At 70.9% G+C, this 17234-nt stretch carries 17 protein-coding genes; 10 read left to right on the top strand and 7 right to left on the bottom strand.

Features of this window, described 5'->3' with window-relative positions:
• Positions 1-280 precede the first annotated feature (280 nt).
• A complete protein-coding gene (locus CHR28_RS24740) occupies positions 281-940 on the bottom strand; it encodes a PepSY domain-containing protein (RefSeq protein ID WP_094055887.1) in 660 nt (219 codons plus the stop codon).
• Between the two features lie 116 nt (positions 941-1056).
• On the opposite strand from CHR28_RS24740, the gene CHR28_RS24735 reads away from it, so the two are divergent.
• Positions 1057-1725: a response regulator transcription factor gene (locus CHR28_RS24735; RefSeq protein WP_094055886.1), complete on the top strand. Its 669-nt coding sequence runs from the start codon at positions 1057-1059 to the stop codon at positions 1723-1725.
• Positions 1722-3131, top strand: coding sequence for a sensor histidine kinase (locus tag CHR28_RS24730; RefSeq protein WP_094055885.1), 1410 nt, complete (start codon positions 1722-1724; stop codon positions 3129-3131). Before CHR28_RS24735 ends, CHR28_RS24730 begins: the two co-directional genes overlap by 4 nt.
• A gap of 13 nt (positions 3132-3144) precedes the next feature.
• Here CHR28_RS24730 and CHR28_RS24725 read toward each other — a convergent pair whose 3' ends face one another.
• From CHR28_RS24725 to CHR28_RS24710, 4 genes are all read right to left on the bottom strand, one after another.
• Entirely contained in the window at positions 3145-3621 is a 477-nt protein-coding gene (locus CHR28_RS24725; protein WP_094055884.1) for a MarR family winged helix-turn-helix transcriptional regulator, read from the bottom strand.
• Between the two features lie 116 nt (positions 3622-3737).
• Positions 3738-4538, bottom strand: coding sequence for an AIM24 family protein (locus tag CHR28_RS24720; RefSeq protein ID WP_094055883.1), 801 nt, complete (start codon positions 4536-4538; stop codon positions 3738-3740).
• On the bottom strand, positions 4535-5185 hold the full coding sequence (locus tag CHR28_RS24715; protein ID WP_094055882.1) for an AIM24 family protein: 651 nt from the start codon (positions 5183-5185) through the stop codon (positions 4535-4537). The genes CHR28_RS24720 and CHR28_RS24715 overlap by 4 nt, the downstream gene beginning before the upstream one ends.
• Before the next feature lies 1 nt (position 5186).
• Positions 5187-5819, bottom strand: a complete 633-nt coding sequence (locus CHR28_RS24710) for an AIM24 family protein (protein WP_094055881.1) — start codon at positions 5817-5819, stop codon at positions 5187-5189.
• 168 nt (positions 5820-5987) lie between these two features.
• Here CHR28_RS24710 and CHR28_RS24705 point away from each other — a divergent pair, with 168 nt between their 5' ends.
• The 4 genes from CHR28_RS24705 to CHR28_RS24690 all read left to right on the top strand — a co-directional run bounded on the left by CHR28_RS24705 (position 5988) and on the right by CHR28_RS24690 (position 10628).
• Positions 5988-6332 (top strand): DUF3817 domain-containing protein, encoded by a 345-nt coding sequence (locus CHR28_RS24705; RefSeq protein ID WP_094055880.1) that lies wholly within the window; start codon positions 5988-5990, stop codon positions 6330-6332.
• On the top strand, positions 6329-6622 hold the full coding sequence (locus tag CHR28_RS24700; RefSeq protein WP_030854324.1) for an MTH1187 family thiamine-binding protein: 294 nt from the start codon (positions 6329-6331) through the stop codon (positions 6620-6622). Before CHR28_RS24705 ends, CHR28_RS24700 begins: the two co-directional genes overlap by 4 nt.
• A gap of 211 nt (positions 6623-6833) precedes the next feature.
• Positions 6834-8669: a glycosyltransferase family 2 protein gene (locus tag CHR28_RS24695; protein WP_094055879.1), complete on the top strand. Its 1836-nt coding sequence runs from the start codon at positions 6834-6836 to the stop codon at positions 8667-8669.
• Between the two features lie 3 nt (positions 8670-8672).
• Positions 8673-10628 (top strand): kelch motif-containing protein, encoded by a 1956-nt coding sequence (locus CHR28_RS24690; protein WP_094055878.1) that lies wholly within the window; start codon positions 8673-8675, stop codon positions 10626-10628.
• A gap of 12 nt (positions 10629-10640) precedes the next feature.
• Here the strand turns inward: CHR28_RS24690 and CHR28_RS24685 are convergent, their stop codons facing one another.
• Positions 10641-11627 (bottom strand): glycoside hydrolase family 6 protein, encoded by a 987-nt coding sequence (locus tag CHR28_RS24685; protein ID WP_094055877.1) that lies wholly within the window; start codon positions 11625-11627, stop codon positions 10641-10643.
• A 168-nt stretch (positions 11628-11795) separates the two neighbouring features.
• Here CHR28_RS24685 and CHR28_RS24680 point away from each other — a divergent pair, with 168 nt between their 5' ends.
• From CHR28_RS24680 to CHR28_RS24670, 3 genes are all read left to right on the top strand, one after another.
• On the top strand, positions 11796-12305 hold the full coding sequence (locus CHR28_RS24680; RefSeq protein WP_094055876.1) for a MarR family winged helix-turn-helix transcriptional regulator: 510 nt from the start codon (positions 11796-11798) through the stop codon (positions 12303-12305).
• A gap of 43 nt (positions 12306-12348) precedes the next feature.
• Entirely contained in the window at positions 12349-12687 is a 339-nt protein-coding gene (locus tag CHR28_RS24675; protein WP_094055974.1) for a DUF3817 domain-containing protein, read from the top strand.
• Positions 12688-12762: 75 nt separating this feature from the next.
• Positions 12763-14463 carry an acyl-CoA mutase large subunit family protein gene (locus CHR28_RS24670; protein ID WP_094055875.1) on the top strand — a complete coding sequence of 567 codons (1701 nt, stop codon included), beginning with the start codon at positions 12763-12765 and terminating at the stop codon, positions 14461-14463.
• A gap of 312 nt (positions 14464-14775) precedes the next feature.
• Here CHR28_RS24670 and CHR28_RS24660 read toward each other — a convergent pair whose 3' ends face one another.
• Positions 14776-15411, bottom strand: a complete 636-nt coding sequence (locus tag CHR28_RS24660) for a TetR/AcrR family transcriptional regulator (protein WP_094055874.1) — start codon at positions 15409-15411, stop codon at positions 14776-14778.
• 235 nt (positions 15412-15646) lie between these two features.
• Between CHR28_RS24660 and CHR28_RS24655 the strand changes: the two genes are divergently transcribed.
• On the top strand, positions 15647-16621 hold the full coding sequence (locus CHR28_RS24655; protein ID WP_094055873.1) for a tetratricopeptide repeat protein: 975 nt from the start codon (positions 15647-15649) through the stop codon (positions 16619-16621).
• Positions 16622-17234: the final 613 nt, after the last annotated feature.

Raw genomic sequence — 17234 nt, 5'->3', positions numbered from 1 at the left:
GTCGGGGCCGCGCCGGGGGGTGTCCGTCCTCGGAACGGCGCGATGGGGTTGCGAACCGACTCGCTGTCCGTCGACGCGCCAACCGCTGCGGGCGGACCCCCCCCGACACGTCCCCTTCTCGCCGTACGCGGGTGCGGGCGCGTTCCCGCTGAGCTGCGGCCCCCGAGCGAAGCCGAGAGCTTGGGGGAGGGTGGGCGCGGCGGGAGCCCGTGACGCCGGGGGTGTGTGATGCCCCGGCGTCAGCAGGAACGCCGGGGCGATGGCCGTATGGCAGGGGCGGTCAGTCCTGGTCGTCGGTGTCGTCGTCCTGGGCGTCCGAGCGGTCCTGCGTGATCTTGCCCGTCTTGAGGTCGATCTTCCAGTCCTGCTCGGCGCCGCCGGGCGTACGGGTCTCGGCCTCCCAGGACCGGTCCTCGCCGTCCTCGTCCAGGTCGACGGAGGTCACCACACCCTTGCCGGCCACGGCCTTCGCCGCCTCCTCGGCCGTCACCGAGAAACCCTTCAGCGCCGCCCGGACCCGCGCGGTGTCGTCCTCGTCGTCGCTCTGCGCACCCAGCACCTTGCCGCCGGCCGGGTCGACGCTCACACTGCGCCAGGTGCTGTCGCCGGACAGCACGTCCACCTTCCAGACCACCTTGCCGCCGTCGTCCTCGTCGTCCAGCTCGGCGGAGACGGCCGTACCCGGCGTGTGCTTCAGCGCGGCGGCGATCGCCTCGGGCGCCGAGATGCCGGAGGAGGCGGCCCGCGCGGCGTCGTCGTCGCGGTCGTCGCGGTCGTCCGCGTCGTCCTGGTCGTCCCGGGCGTCGTCGCCCGCCGACCGCGGGGTGGCCGCCTGACGCGCCGAGCCCTCGTCGTCGCCCGTGGTCGCGAGCGCCGTCGCCGTACCGCCTCCGATCAGAGCGGCAGCGGTCACGGCGGCGATCACGATGTTGCGCTTCATGCGGATTCCTCCCGAGTCGTTTGGTTTTCGACGTCTTCGACTCTGGCCGACCCAGGCTGAGAGGAACCTGAAGGCCCCTGAAGGGATCTTCAGGTTCCCTTTGCCACTCTTTACGCATGCGCCTGTTGATCGTGGAGGACGAGAAGCGGCTGGCCCTGTCGCTGGCCCGGGGCCTGACGGCCGAGGGGTACGCCGTGGACGTCGTCCACGACGGCCGCGAGGGGCTGCACCAGGCCTCGGAGGGGACGTACGACCTGGTCATCCTCGACATCATGCTGCCCGGCCTCAACGGCTACCGGGTCTGCGCCGCCCTGCGCGCCGCCGGGCACGAGGTGCCGATCCTGATGCTGACCGCCAAGGACGGCGAGTACGACGAGGCCGAGGGCCTGGACACGGGCGCGGACGACTACCTGACCAAGCCGTTCTCGTACGTCGTGCTCGTCGCCCGGGTCAAGGCCCTGCTGCGGCGGCGCGGGCAGGGCGCGGGGGCCTCGCCCGTGCATGTGCACGGCGACCTGAGGGTGGACACGGCCGCGCGCCGGGTGTTCCTCGGCGAGGACGAGATCGCGCTGACCGCCAAGGAGTTCTCCGTGCTGGAGCAGCTCGTGCTGCGGGCCGGCGAGGTGGTGTCCAAGCCGGAGATCCTGGAGCACGTCTGGGACTTCGCCTACGAGGGCGATCCGAACATCGTCGAGGTGTACGTCAGCACCCTGCGGCGCAAGCTGCGCGCGGGGCTGATCCGGACCGTGCGCGGGGCCGGGTACCGGCTGGAGACCTCGCCGTGAGGCGGCTGTTCGGGTCGGTGCGGGCGCGGGCCACGCTCGGTGCCACGCTGGTCGTCGCGGTGGCGCTCGTCGCGGCCGGGGCCGCCGTGCTGCTGTCCCTGCGGTCGAACCTGATGGGCGAGGCCGGTACGCAGGCGGAGCGCTCCGCGCGGGCCGTCGCCGCCGAGCTCGCGGCCGGGACGCCGTACGACAAGCTCTCGGGGCTGGACGGGGACATCGGGCCGGTGCAGGTCCTCGACGAGGACGGGCGGCTGGTCGCGGTCAGCGAGGACCTGGAGCGGATCGGCGGCACGGACAGTGACCGCGTGAAGGCGCAGGGCGCCGGACGGCCGGCCGGGGACGACGAGGACGACTCCGAGGGCTCGGACCAGGCGCTCGAACCGGGGGAGATCTCCGCGGAGACCGTCTTCAGCAACGGGTCCGCGACCGTCGACGGCGACACCGAGGACTACCGGTACGCCGCCGTGGAGGTGGAGACCCCCGACCGGGGCACCCTCCGGGTCTACGCCGGTGCGCCGCTGGCCGCCGAACACGGGGCCGTGCGGACCGCGCTGACGGTGATGCTGATCGGCTTCCCGCTGCTGCTCGGCGTCGTCGCGGGCGTGACCTGGCTGGTCACCCGGCGGGCCCTGCGGCCGGTGGAGGGCATCCGGCGCGAGATGGCCGCGATCACCCGGTCCGAGGACCTCGCGCGGCGTGTCCCGGAGCCGGACACCCATGACGAGATCGCCCGGCTCGCCAGCACCACCAACGAGACGCTGGCGGCGCTGGAGACCTCCGTGGAGCGGCAGCGGCGGTTCGTCGCCGACGCCTCCCACGAGCTGCGCAGCCCGATCGCCTCGCTGCGCACGCAGCTGGAGGTGGCCGCCGCCCATCCCGAACTGCTCGACCTCGACGGGGCCGTGGAGGACACCGTCCGGCTCCAGCGGCTCGCCGCCGACCTGCTGCTGCTCGCCCGGCTGGACGCGGGGGAGCGGCCGAACGACACACGCGTCGACCTCGCCGGGCTCGCCCGGGAGGAGGCCGAGGGGCGGACCGGGGTGAGCGTGGAGGCGGAACCGGTCGAGGTGACCGGATCGCGGGGGCAGCTCGGGCGGGTGCTCGCCAATCTGCTGGACAACGCCCAGCGGCACGCCCGGTCGGCCGTGACGGTGAGCGTGCGGCGGGAGGGCGACCGGGCCGTGGTCGGGGTGGCCGACGACGGGGACGGGGTGCCGGAGGCCGACCGCGAGCGGATCTTCGAACGGTTCGTCCGGCTGGACGCCGCCCGCAGCCGTGACGACGGCGGTGCCGGGCTGGGACTGGCCATCGCCCGGGACGTCGCCGTACGGCACGGCGGCACGCTCACGGCCGGGCGGGGACCCGCAGGCGGAGCCCTGTTCGAACTCCGCCTGCCGCTCGTCTAGCCGGCCGCGGGGGTCAGGGGCGCCCGCGCTGTCCGCGCAGGTGCTCCGCGATGGGCTTGAGGGCCTTGTCCAGCTCCGTCAGGGCCTCGGGGGACAGCAGGTCGATGAAGTGCCTGCGCACGGACTCCACGTGGTGCGGCGCGACCTTCTGCATCGTCGCCATGCCGTGGTCGGTCAGGACCGCGTAGAGCCCCCGGCGGTCCGACTCACAGTTCTCCCGCCGGACCAGGTGCGCGTTCTCCATGCGCGTGATCTGGTGCGAGAGGCGGCTCTTGGACTGGAGGGTGGCGGAGGCGAGGTCGCTCATCCGCATCCGCAGGTCCTCGGACTCGGAGAGATTCACCAGGATCTCGTAGTCGTTCATTGTCAGGCCGAACGGCTGCAGGTCCTTTTCGAGCTGGTACGTCAACAGCCTGTTGACCTCCAGGTGGGTGCGCCAGGCGCACTGCTCCGCATCGGTCAGCCAGCGAGTGGCCGTCTCGGTCTCCATGAATGAAGTCTACCTAAAAGGTTGAAAGGCGAACTAGTGAGGGGTGGCGTGTGACGGCGCACACCTGGCGAACAGCTGTGCGCAGGCGTTCGATGTCACACTCCGCAGACTACCGCTCACAGCCCGAAGCGACGCTGGAGGTCCCCCAGCTGTCCGGGAAGGCGCGGTACCCCGGACTGGCCGTGCTGAGGAGCGGACGGCCCGCCTCCGGGTACGCCCGCCTGGTGCGGAACGGCCCCCGTGGCCTGCTCGGCCATCAAGGTCTCGGACGACTGGAGCAGGACCGTGCCCGCGCCGACGAACTCGAACTGGTGCTCCTCGCCGGAGGCCCCGCCCAGGCCTGTCAGCGCACGTAGGCCGCCCATCACGCCGGTCATGTACCCGTGGTCGTAGTGGTGGCAGGGGGAGGGGCAGTCCGCCCAGCCGACCAGGGCCTGGGGGTCGACCCGGATCGGGGGTTCCATGAAGACCACCGGACCGTTGGACGCGGCCACGAACTTTCCGGTTCCGATGAGGGTCAGGAAACCGGGCACGATCGACTGCTTCAGCGAAAGAGTTGGCTGAAAAGCAAGCAAGTTGCCCGAGCGAATGGTCAGGTTGCCGTCTTCGAGGTCGTACGAATTGACGTCGAAGGCCCGGTCGGCGAGGAGCATCTTGCCCGAGCCCTCCGCCACGACCCAGTCGCTCGCGTGCAGTGGCGAATGGAACGAGGTGCGGACGAGACGGTCCAGCCGGCCGTGTCCGACGCCGTTGAAGTCGATCGAGCCGTAGTAGGCGATCATCTTCCCCTTCTGCAGGAACCACTGGCTCCCCTTGAGCTCCACGCAGAAGGTGTAGGGATTGACGTTGTCGTCGGGCGGCAGGGTCGCCGGGTCGAAGACCGCGGGGCCGGCGCCCGGGGTTCCGTAGGTGCTCACAGCTTCTCCTCCGACGCCTGGACGTACACCGCACCGCTGCCGCTGAGCTCCAGCTGGAACGCCTCGCCCGAGCCGCGGCCCACCATGTCCCGCCAGCCCAGGGCCGTGGACAGCTTGTTGCGGACCTCGCCGTGGTGGGCGACGTAGGCCTGCGGGTCGACGTGCACCGGGCGCTGCGGGGTGACCGGGATCTCGATGACGCCGCCGTGCGCCATGACCGCGACGGCCCCGTGCCCCTTCAGCGTGGTCGTGAACAGCCCCTGGCCGCTGACCTGCCCGCGCACCATGCCCATCACGCCGCCCTGCGAGCCCAGGAACATCGTGCCCTGCTGGAGCGTGCCCTCGAAGGCCAGCAGCCGGTCCGCCTCGACGTACAGGGTGTCGCCGGTGAGCCGGATCACCTGGATGTGATGCCCTCCGTGCCCGAACAGGACCGTGCCGCTGCCCTCGACCGTCATCAGGGGCGTGTCCTCGTCGGCGACCCGGCGGCCGATCATCGACATGACCCCGCCCTGGCCGCCCGCCGTGTTGGGCGTGAAGGACACCTCGCCCCGGTAGGCGAGCATCGCGCCGCGCTGACTGAACAGCCGCTGGCCGGGCGTCACGGTCGCCTCGATCATCTTCGCGTTGATCTCCCGGAAGGCCATCTCACACGTCTCCCGCGATCGTGTTCCGCTCGCTCGGCTGCACGTACACCAGGCCGTCCCCCTCGAACCGCATCTGGAAGGCCTCGCCGCCGCCCTCCCCGAGCAGCGTGCGGAACGTCACACCCGACTGGAAGGACTGCCGGAGGTTGCCCTGGTGGGCCACGTACGCCCCCGGGTCCACCGTCAGCGGGTACTGCGGGCTGACCCGCAGCACCACGGCCGGGCCGTCCGACATGATCGCCGCCTGGCCGTGGCCCTCGACGGTCGTCGTGAACAGCCCGTTGCCCTGCGAGGCTCCGCGCAGGCCCGTGAACTCGGTCCCCGTGCGCAGCCCGCCGTCGGTCGCGAGCAGGTTGCTCGACTCGACGTAGAGCTTGTCGCCCTGGAGGCCGACCAGGTTGATCTCGGAGGCGCGGTCGGCGAACCAGCAGGTCCCCCGCCCCTTCACCTCCATCAACGTCATCTGCTCGCCGGTGAGCCGCCGGGTCACCATCCCCCGTATGCCCTCGCCGCCGCCGCTGAGCTTCTTGAAGGCCATCTCGCCGTCGTACGCGACCATCGAGCCGTTCTTCGCCTTGACGGCATCTCCGGTCATGTCGACGGCGAGCACCTTGCTGCCTTGAAGTCGGAACATCGCCACATACGGGAAGGTAGCCGCAGGCCCGGCCCCGCCGACAGGTCCCCAGGGTGGAGAACGACCCTGACGCACCCCTGGGGACCGGGGCCCCCGGCGGTTTGCCACAATGGGCGGGACGCTTGTGCGTGCGTTCACAAACCGTTTCTCTCCCACCGAAGGTGACCCGTGGACCTCAAGACCGCCACCGCCCTCCGCCGCCTCCGCCTGGTCTCGGCCCCCGAGGCGATCTCGTTCCTGCTCCTGCTGGTCTGCTCGGTGCTGAAGCGGACCACCGAGTTCAACGCCGTGCCGGTGATGGGAGCGGTGCACGGCGCGCTGTTCGTGCTGTACGTGATCTTCTGGGCGGACGCGTGGAACCGGGCGAAGTGGTCGCTGCGGACGGCCGCCGTGTACTTCGTGCTCTCGGTGCTGCCGGCCGGCGGGTTCTTCGCGGAGCGCAAGCTGCGGCGTGAGGCCGAGGACGCGGTCATCGCGTCCCGCGCGCGCAACGAGGGCGTGGTGAACGCGTGATCGTCGCCTTCTCCGTGACGCCGCTGGGGGTCGGTGAGGACGTGGGGGAGTACGTCGCCGACGCCGTGCGGGTGGTGCGGGAGTCCGGACTGCCGAACCGGACGGACGCGATGTTCACGTCCGTCGAAGGGGAGTGGGACGAGGTGATGGACGTCGTCCGCCGGGCGGTCGCCGCGGTCGAGCGCCGCGCGCCCCGCGTCTCCCTCGTTTTGAAGGCGGACATCCGCCCCGGCGTGACCGACGGCCTCACGTCCAAGGTGGAGACGGTGGAGCGGCATCTCGCCGAGTGACGGCACCCGGTCCTGACGCGACGGAAACCCCGGTTCCTCGGAGAGCCGGGGTTTTCGTGTGCCCGGCGCCGCCCCCGCGGGCCGTCGCAGGCGCCCTCCCGGCCCTCCACCCGCCTGGACGCCCCCAGATCGACACCGCCCCAGAGGTCCACTTACGTATGGGTATCGGGGTATTGCGCTTCGATCAGGTCTCAACCATCTGGAGGGCGCTGTGCGGCCGGAGGGCTACGACTACGACTCCCACAGCCGCCTCGCCGGACCGCTCACGGAGCCGTCCGGTGAGGCGTACCAGGTGCAGTACGCCTCGCTCCTCGCCCGCGAGCCCCGCCGAACACGAGCCGTCCTCCTGATGAGCCTCGCCCCGCTGCTGACCGGCGCCCTGCTGGTCTACCTCGTCTGGCCCACCCACTGGGTGGAACGCGAGGGCGGCGAACGCTGGCTCGTCGGCCTCGACATCACCATGCTGGTCTCGATCGGCCTCATCGAACTCTTCATGCTCGTCAACGTCGCCTCGGTCGCCCACGCCACGATGGTCGCCCGCGACCCCGTCCCCGTCGTCCCCGAACCCGGCACCCGCGTCGCCTTCCTCACCACCTACGTCCCCGGCAAGGAGCCCCTCTCCATGGTCCGGGCGACCCTGGAGGGCGCCGTCCGCATCCACCACACCGGCCCCGTCGACGTCTGGCTCCTCGACGAGGGCGACGACGCCGAGGCCAAGGCCCTGTGCGCGGAGCTCGGCGTCCGGCACTTCACCCGGCTCGGCGTCCCCGAGTGGAACCGCTCCGAGGGCGTCCACAAGGCGCGCACCAAGCACGGGAACTACAACGCCTGGATCGCCATGCACGGCGACTCCTACGACTTCTTCGCGTCCGTCGACACCGACCACGTCCCGCTCCCGAACTTCCTGGAGCGGATGATGGGTTACTTCCGCGACCCGGACGTCGCCTTCGTGGTCGGCCCCCAGGTGTACGGCAACTACCACAACCCCGTCACCAAGGCCGCCGAGTCGCAGCAGTTCCTCTTCCACGCCCTGATCCAGCGCGCCGGCAACCGCTACCGCGCCCCCATGTTCGTCGGCACCAACAACGTCGTCCGCATCTCCGTCGTCAAGCAGATCGGCGGCCTGTACGACTCCATCACCGAGGACATGGCCACCGGCTTCGAGATCCACCGCCACCGCAACCCGGCCACGCGCCGCCACTGGCGGTCCGTCTACACCCCGGACGTGCTCGCCGTCGGCGAGGGCCCCGCCTCCTGGACCGACTTCTTCACCCAGCAGATGCGCTGGTCGCGCGGGACCTACGAGACGCTCCTGAAGCAGTACTGGAAGGCGCCCTTCAGCATGCCCCCGGGCCGCCTGCTGTCCTACACGCTGATGCTCGTCTACTACCCCATGACGGCCGTCAACTGGCTGCTCGGCATCCTCAGCTGCGTGTTGTTCCTCTGGTTCGGCGCCTCGGGCACCCAGGTCTCCGCCTCGGTGTGGATGATGCTGTACAGCGACGCGGCCGCCCTCCAGGTCGGCCTGTACCTGTGGAACCGCCGGCACAACGTCTCCCCGCACGAGCCGGAGGGCTCCGGCGGCCTGGCCGGCATGGCGATGTCGGCCCTGTCGGCGCCGATCTACCTCAAGTCCCTCGGCGAGGCCCTGCTGCGCCGCCCCAGCCGGTTCGTCGTCACGCCCAAGGGCGGCGACGCCAGCCCCGACCGGCCGGCCACCTTCCGGATCCACCTGTTCTGGGCCGCCCTGCTGGCCACGTCCCTGGCCGCCTCGACCGCCCTGGACCACACCCACGCGGCGATGCGCACCTGGGCCGTCCTCGCCATGGCCATCTCGCTGGCTCCGGCCGGGGTGTGGGCCGCGACCCTGCTCAGGGACTCCCGGGAGCGCCGGCCGCGGTCCGTGCGGGCTCCGCAGCCCGCAGCGGCGGCCACTCCCACCCCCGGGCACGCGCGCGTGCCCGAATCCAAGGAGCCCGCCCAGGCGCTCGCCACCGTGTCCCCGGCGGCGGCTCCGGTCACCGGCACCACGACAGGAGGCAACTAGCCCATGGCGTACCAGCCCTCGCAGAAGACCAAGAAGACCGTCCTGGGCATCGGCGGCATCGCGGTCCTGGCGGGCCTGAACGCCCCGGCCGCACTGGACTTCGTCTCCGCGCAGTACCACGAGTACAAGATCGCCCAGCCCGCGTACAAGGCGAAGTACGGCTCCTGGGACCAGGTCGCCATCCCCGAGGAGTACCGGACCAACGCCATCCACGCCGCCCTGCTGCACACCGGCAAGGTGCTGATCGTCGCCGGGTCGGGCAACGAGCAGCGCAAGTTCGACAAGGGCGAGTTCGACACGGTCCTGTGGGACCCGGAGAAGAACACCTTCAAGAAGGTCCCCACCCCGGAGGACTTCTTCTGCGCCGGCCACGCCCAACTGCCCGACGGACGCCTGCTGGTGGCCGGCGGCACCGCGCGCTACGAGCTCCTTGACGGTGAGGTGACCCGGGCCGGCGGCGGCATGCGCGTGAAGAACGAGAGCCCCGACAAGGCGGTGTTCCTGAAGAAGGGCACCCGCTTCCGTTCCCCCTCGGGCGTCGAGTACGTCACCCGGTTCGACGTCACCGTCCCCAAGGCCAAGCGCACCTTCAAGGTCACGTACAACAGCCGCGGGGTGATGCAGCCCTGGCAGACCAAGGTCACCGCCAGTGAGGCCCGCGTCTTCGTGGAGGCCGTCAAGAAGGGCAAGCGGTCGGTCACCGACAAGCAGGCGCAGTACGCGGTCGTCGGCCTCAAGGGCAGGGCCGCCGACAACGTCTACGGCCTGTCGGAGAAGATCACCCTCGACAAGCAGGACTTCCAGGGCATCCGCGCCGCCTACGAGTTCGACCCGAAGGCCGAGAAGTACGTCCCGGTCGACCCGATGGACAAGGCCCGCTGGTACCCGACGCTGGTCGGCCTGGACGACGGGCGGGTGCTCGCGGTGTCCGGCCTCGACGACGTCGGCATGATCGACCCGGGCGACAACGAGATCTACGACCCGGAGACCAAGAAGTGGTCACCCGGCCCCAAGCGCTACTTCCCGACCTACCCGGCGCTGTTCCTCACCAAGGGCGGCAAGCTGTTCTACTCGGCCTCCAACGCCGGGTACGGACCCGCCGACCAGGGGCGCGCGCCGGGCCTGTGGGATCTGGAGACCAACACGTTCCGCAAGGTGCCGGGCCTGGAGGACGTCGACCAGACCGAGACCTCGGCCTCCGTCCTGCTGCCGCCGGCCCAGGACCAGAAGGTGATGATCCTCGGCGGGGGCGGTGTCGGGGAGTCCAGGAAGTCCACGCCGCGCACGGCCGTGGTCGATCTGAAGAAGGACAACCCGGCCTTCGAGACCGGCCCCGACCTGCCGCAGGGCACCCGCTATCTGAACAGCGTGATCATGCCGGACGACACGGTGTTCACGTCCAACGGCTCGAAGGACTACCGGGGCCGCAGCGCCAGCAACATCCTGCGGGCGCAGTTCTACGACCCGAAGGCCAACGCCTTCCGGGAGGCCGCCGCGCCCAAGGTGGGCCGCAACTACCACTCCGAGGCGCTGCTGCTGCCCGACGGCCGGATCGCCACCTTCGGCTCCGACCCCCTCTTCGACGACCAGCAGAACACCAAGCTGGGCCACTTCGAGCAGCGCATGGAGGTCTTCACCCCGCCCGCGCTGCACAAGAACGCCCGCAGCCGCCCCGTACTGAAGGAGGGCCCGAGCACGCTGGACGACGACCACCGCATCACGTTCCGCACGGACCACCCGGAGCGCGTGGCCGCGGCCCGGCTGATGCGGCCCAGCGCGGTCACGCACACCACGGACGTCGAGCAGCGCTCGATCGAGCTGGACATCACCAGGAAGGGCGGCTCCGTGACGTTCGACGTGCCGCGCGACCCGGCGCTCGTGCCGCCCGGCTGGTACATGCTGTTCGTCACGGACGCCGAGGGCACGCCCTCGAAGGCCAAGTGGGTCCACGTGCGGTGAGCGGCGGCCGGGTCAGCCCTTGGCGTTGCGCGCCAGCTCCAGGGCGTACTCCGGCCACCAGCGCCCGGCGGCCGGCCCGCCCTCGCACGTCCCGTCCGACTCCCCGGGCCGCTTGATCCACAGGTAGGCGTCGACGACGGGCCGGCCGGTGGCGGTGGTGGGCGGGGTGCCGAGCGCCCGGCCGGGCGGGTTGCACCAGACGCCGGGCAGGGGGCCGTTGCCGTTGCGGCTGGTGTCGACGACGAAGTGCTTGCCGCCGAGGGCCTCGGCGAGCCGGCCCCCGTACTCGGTGGTGACCTCGTCGGTCTGGAAGTTGGAGACGTTGAGGGCGAAGCCGTCGGCCTGCTCGATCCCGGCCCGCTTCAGCGGCTCGACCAGCTTCTGCGAGTCCCGGATCCAGTCCGCGTTGCCCGCGTCGAGGTAGACCTTGGTGTTCGGCTGCTGCTTCAGCCGGGTGATGGCCTCGCCGAGCAGCTGCTCGCGCTCGGCGTGGTACTGGCCGGGGGTGCACCCGTCCACGATGTGCGCGATCGCGTCGGGCTCCAGCACGACCAGGGCGTCGGCCTCGCCGAGGGCGTCGGCGAACTTGCCGATCCAGTCCCGGTAGGCGTTCGCGTCCGCCGCCCCGCCCGCCGAGTGCTGCCCGCAGTCGCGGTGCGGGATGTTGTACGCGACGAAGACCGCCGTCTTCCCCTCCCGGCCCGCGGCCGAGGCGGCCTCCCGGACCATCGGGGCCGGGTCGAGCTCACCGGCCGGCCACAGCGCGACCGGCTGGTCGGCGATCCGCTTGATCAGCTCGGCGTCCTTTTCCCGGCCCTGCTTCTCCCACAGGCGTGCCTGCCGGGCGGCGGGGCTGTCGGGGTCGATCCAGAAGGGGGAGGCCGCGTAGCCGGCCTGCGTGGTGTCGACGTCGGCGGCATCGTCGCGGTGTTCGGACGTGCAGCCCGCGGCGAGACCGAGCACCGCGAGGGCCGCGAGGGTGTGGATCAGCCGAGTCATGCCGCTCCCTGAAAGGATGGTGACGGTGGGTGACGAAGTGGAAGCAATCGTGACACAGGGCAATGAACCGCTGCGGAAAGGACATGAGCCGACCGCACCGGCCGGAGGTCCCGACCGAAGGGCGAGACAGGGCTGACCACCATGTGACCGGCCGGTAAGGTCTGGTCCGTGCCGAAGCCGCTCAGTCTCTCCTTCGACCCGATCGCGCGCGCCGACGAACGCTGGAAGCAGCGCTGGGGAAACGTGCCGTCCATGGCCGCGATCACCTCGATCATGCGCGCGCAGCAGATCCTCCTCGCCGAGGTCGACGCGGTGGTCAAGCCGTACGGGCTGACGTTCGCCCGCTACGAGGCGCTGGTGCTGCTCACCTTCTCCAAGTCGGGCGAGCTGCCCATGTCCAAGATCGGCGAGCGGCTCATGGTCCACCCCACCTCCGTGACCAACACCGTGGACCGCCTGGTGCGGTCCGGTCTGGTCGCCAAGCGGCCCAATCCGAACGACGGCCGCGGCACCCTGGCCAGCATCACCGACAAGGGCCGTGAGGTCGTCGAGTCGGCCACCCGCGACCTGATGGCGATGGACTTCGGGCTCGGCGCGTACGACGCCGAGGAGTGCGCGGAGATCTTCGCGATGCTGCGCCCGCTGCGGATCGCCGCGGGGGACTTCGAGGAGCAGTGACCCGGGGCAAGATCACCCGGAACGGGTGGTTACGCTCGACGGCATGAAAAAGAGCGTGCTGACCCGCTACCGCGTGATGGCGTACGTCACCGGCGTACTGCTGGTCCTGCTGACCCTGGGCATGATCGGCAAGTATGTGCTCGACCTGGACGGCGCGGCCGACTTCACGCGCGTCGTCAGCATCGCGCACGGCTGGCTCTACGTCGTGTACCTGGTCTTCGCCTTCGACCTGGGCTCCAAGGCGAAGTGGCCGGTCGCCAAGCAGCTGTGGGTGCTGCTCGCCGGCACCATCCCCACGGCCGCCTTCTTCGTGGAGCGCAGGATCAGCCACGAGCTGCAGGGGCGGGTCGCCGAGGACGCGCCCGCGACCGCCAAGGCGTAACCGCACCGCCGTACGGGCGAACGTACGGCGGTCTGCCATCGACATTTACTAGGACGTCCTAGTAAATTCGAGGGTATGGACGCTCACGCCATAGAGGAAGGCCGCCGTCGCTGGCAGGCCCGCTACGACGCCGCGCGCAAGCGCGAGGCCGACTTCACGACGCTCTCCGGCGATGCCGTGGAGCCGGTGTACGGGCCCCGGCCCGGGGACACGTACGAGGGCTTCGAACGGATCGGCTGGCCGGGGGAGTACCCCTTCACCCGCGGCCTGTACGCCACCGGCTACCGGGGGCGGACGTGGACGATCCGGCAGTTCGCCGGGTTCGGCAACGCCGAGCAGACCAACGAGCGCTACAAGATGATCCTCCGCAACGGCGGGGGCGGGCTCTCGGTCGCCTTCGACATGCCCACGCTGATGGGCCGCGACTCCGACGACCCGCGCTCGCTGGGCGAGGTCGGGCACTGCGGTGTCGCCATCGACTCGGCCGCCGACATGGAGGTCCTGTTCAAGGACATCCCGCTCGGTGACGTCACGACGTCCATGACCATCAGCGGCCCGGCCGTCCCGGTCTTCTGCATGTACCTGGTCGCCGCCGAGCGGCAGGGCGTCGACCCGTCCGTCCTGAACGGCACGCTCCAGACGGACATCTTCAAGGAGTACATCGCGCAGAAGGAGTGGCTCTTCCAGCCCGAGCCGCACCTGCGGCTCATCGGCGACCTGATGGAGCACTGCGCGGCCGGCATCCCCGCGTACAAGCCGCTGTCCGTCTCCGGCTACCACATCCGCGAGGCCGGGGCGACGGCCGCGCAGGAACTCGCCTACACCCTGGCGGACGGCTTCGGGTACGTGGAGCTGGGCCTGTCGCGCGGCCTGGACGTCGACGTCTTCGCACCCGGCCTGTCCTTCTTCTTCGACGCGCACGTCGACTTCTTCGAGGAGATCGCCAAGTTCCGCGCGGCCCGCCGGATCTGGGCCCGCTGGATGCGGGACGTCTACGGCGCCACCTCCGAGAAGGCCCAGTGGCTGCGCTTCCACACGCAGACCGCCGGTGTCTCGCTCACCGCGCAGCAGCCGTACAACAACGTCGTGCGCACGGCCGTGGAGGCCCTGGCGGCCGTGCTCGGCGGGACGAACTCGCTGCACACCAACGCGCTCGACGAGACCCTCGCCCTGCCGAGCGAGCAGGCCGCCGAGATCGCGCTGCGCACGCAGCAGGTGCTGATGGAGGAGACCGGCGTCGCCAACGTCGCCGACCCGCTGGGCGGTTCCTGGTACATCGAGCAGCTCACCGACCGCATCGAGGCCGACGCCGAGAAGATCTTCGACCAGATCAAGGAGCGCGGTCTGCGGGCGCACCCCGACGGGCAGCACCCCATCGGCCCGATCACCTCCGGCATCCTGCGCGGCATCGAGGACGGCTGGTTCACCGGCGAGATCGCCGAGTCGGCGTTCCGCTACCAGCAGGCGCTGGAGAAGGGCGACAAGAAGGTCGTCGGCGTCAACGTCCACACCGGCTCGGTGACCGGCGACCTGGAGATCCTGCGGGTCAGCCACGAGGTGGAGCGCGAGCAGGTGCGGGTCCTGGCCGAGCGGAAGGCGGCCCGCGACGACGCGGCGGTGCGCGCCGCGCTGGACGCGATGCTGGCCGCCGCGCGCGACGGCTCCAACATGATCGAGCCGATGCTGGACGCCGTCCGCGCGGAGGCCACCCTCGGCGAGATCTGCGGCGTGCTGCGGGACGAGTGGGGCGTCTACACGGAGCCCGCCGGGTTCTGAACACGTCCGCCGTCGCTCCTCGGGTTCAGCGCCTGCACCCACACCGGGTCGGAGCGGGCCGGGCGGCTTGCGGCGCTGCTCAATGAACGCGCCGCGCAGGACGCCGACTTCGCCGCCGCGCTGGAGATCTGGCGGCGGCGGGCGGACGCGGAGGTGACCGCCGCACGGCCCGGGGACGTCACCAACAGCATCACCGGCGGCAGGCAGCAGACGGTGATCCAGGGCCGGGACTTCCACGGCGACTTCACCTTCGGCGCCGGTTCCTCCTGAGCGAGGCCGCACACCGCGCGCCCGGAGGCGGGCGGGCACGGCTCAGCCGGCCACCGGGCGCGTGGACTGCGCCGTCAGTCCCCGCAGCAGCACCTGGGTGAAGCCGCGGACCCACTCCTCGTCGACCGGCTGTCCGCTCACCAGGGTGCGGTGCACCACCGCGCCCGCCACCATGTCGAAGATCAGGTCCGCCGTGCGGGCGGCCGCCCCGGGATCCGGTTCCGGCGGGAGTTCGCCTCTCGCCTGGGCCCGGGCGCGGCCCTCCAGGACCAGGCGTTTCTGGCGGTCGACGACCGAGGCGCGGACGCGTTCGCGCAGGGCGTCGTCCCGGGTGGCCTCCGCCACCACCGCCATCAGGCCGCTCTTCGCCTCGGGGAGGGCCAGGATCGCGGCGAACTGCAGGACCACGCCCTCGATGTCCGCCGCCAGGGAGCCGCGGTCGGGGAGTTCCAGGGCGTCGAAGAGTTCCGCCACCGCGTCGACGACCAGTTCGTTCTTGCCCGCCCAGCGGCGGTAGAGCGTCGTCTTCGCCACCCCCGCGCGCGTCGCGACGTCCCCCAGCGTGAGCTTGGACCAGCCCAGGTCCACGAGCGCCTCCCGGGTGGCGGCCAGGATCGCGGCGTCCGCCGCGGCGCTGCGCGGGCGCCCGGTGCGGCTGGCTGGGCTGCGGCTGTGCATGTCCCGACCATAAACCGGCGGTTCCCGTGCGGCCCCGTGAGGGAGATCACCGAGGGGTGGTGTCCAGGGAGCGCGGCATGGCATTACGCTACGACTCGTAGCGAAAGCCCGTGAGGGACGTACACGGGCCTCGCACGCACGGCGTGGGGTGGGGACCCGGCGCCATGGGCACCCGACCGGCCTTGCTTTCACACCGTTTTTCACACGCGCGCGCAGTACGGGGGAGGATAGACGCATGCAGCCACGGAACATGTCCATGAGCGGAGTCGTCGACCTCGCCGCGGTGAAGGCGGCCCAGGAGGCCAAGGCGAAGGCGGAGCAGGCGCGCGCCCAAGCAGCCCGTGAGGGCGGGGCGGGGGCGATCTCCCCGGCCGATCTCGTCATCGACGTCGACGAGGCGGGGTTCGAGCGGGACGTCCTGCAGCGGTCCGCCGAGGTACCGGTCGTCATCGACTTCTGGGCCGAGTGGTGTCAGCCCTGCAAGCAGCTGAGCCCGGTCCTGGAGCGGCTGGCCGTCGAGTACAACGGCCGCATCCTGCTCGCCAAGATCGACGTCGACGCCAACCAGATGCTGATGCAGCAGTTCGGCATCCAGGGGATCCCGGCGGTCTTCGCGGTCGTCGCGGGTCAGGCGCTGCCGCTCTTCCAGGGTGCCGCGGGCGAGGCGCAGATCCGGCAGACCCTGGACCAGCTGGTGCAGGTCGCCGAGCAGCGCTTCGGCCTGACCGGCCTCACCGTAGACCCCGAAGCCGAGCCCGGCGGCGCCCCGGCAGCCCCCGAGCGGCCGGCCGGCCCGCACGACGGACTCCTCGAAGCCGCCGTGCAGGCGCTGGACTCGGGTGACCTGGGCGGTGCCGTCCAGGCGTACCGGAACGTGCTGAACGAGGACCCGGGCAACGAGGAGGCCAAACTGGGCCTCGCGCAGGCCGAGTTGCTGCAGCGCGTGCAGGGTGTCGACCCGCAGCGGGTGCGCAAGGAGGCGGCCGAGAAGCCGGCGGACGTGCAGGCGCAGATCGCCGCCGCCGACCTGGACCTGGTGGGCGGCCACGTCGAGGACGCCTTCGGCCGGCTCATCGAGACCGTGCAGCGCACGGTGGGTGACGACCGGGACACCGTGCGGATGCGGCTGCTGGAGCTGTTCGAGGTGGTCGGACCCGAGGATCCGCGGGTGATCGCGGCGCGCCGGGCCCTGGCGCGCGCCCTGTTCTGACCAGTCGTTAAACGCGCGGGCCCGTGGGGTCCGCGTGAAAAGTTCGCCCGAAGAGTGTCACTGCGGCCGCGCTTTACCAAAACTTGGTAATCGCGGCCGCTGTTACTGCGAGTAAGTCATCGGCGTTGATCTGTCGGATTCTGTCCAGCGATCAACAGCTTTGTACCGCCACTCCGAGCCACCCTGTGTCGCCGACCGAGACCGATGGGTCGTTGTTCGGTTATCCCCCCGTTACTAGCGAGTAACGAACCCCCTTGTGCGGGCGGCGAGAATGCACCACGATCGGCCACGCTCGGTCCAATCCCGTACCCCGGCAGCCGGTTGGGTCGCGGGACGTCCTGGGTCCCCACCGAGCAGAGCCGGCGGCAGTGGCGCCGGCTCTTGGACAGGGGGGTCTTCGCCCACTCGGTGAAGCCTGTCCAGCAGGGTTGTGCGTGATGCGTGTCAGGCGCGACCAGTGGTTGTCGCTCGGGGGTGATCGCCGGTGATTCGGGCGCTAGTTGCGCCGCCGAGTGCAGGCGCTCTCCTTCCCGAGGACGTAGCACTTCTCCCATCCCTGCCCGGCTGAGCCGCGACTCGGGGCGAGCCAGGACAGGAGATGTACGTCCGAGAA

This window comes from Streptomyces sp. XY006 (assembly GCF_002237655.1).
GTDB classification, from domain to species: Bacteria; Actinomycetota; Actinomycetes; order Streptomycetales; family Streptomycetaceae; genus Streptomyces; species Streptomyces levis.
The sequence above is the reverse complement of the archived record's forward strand: the minus strand, read 5'-3'. Positions and strand labels throughout refer to the sequence as shown.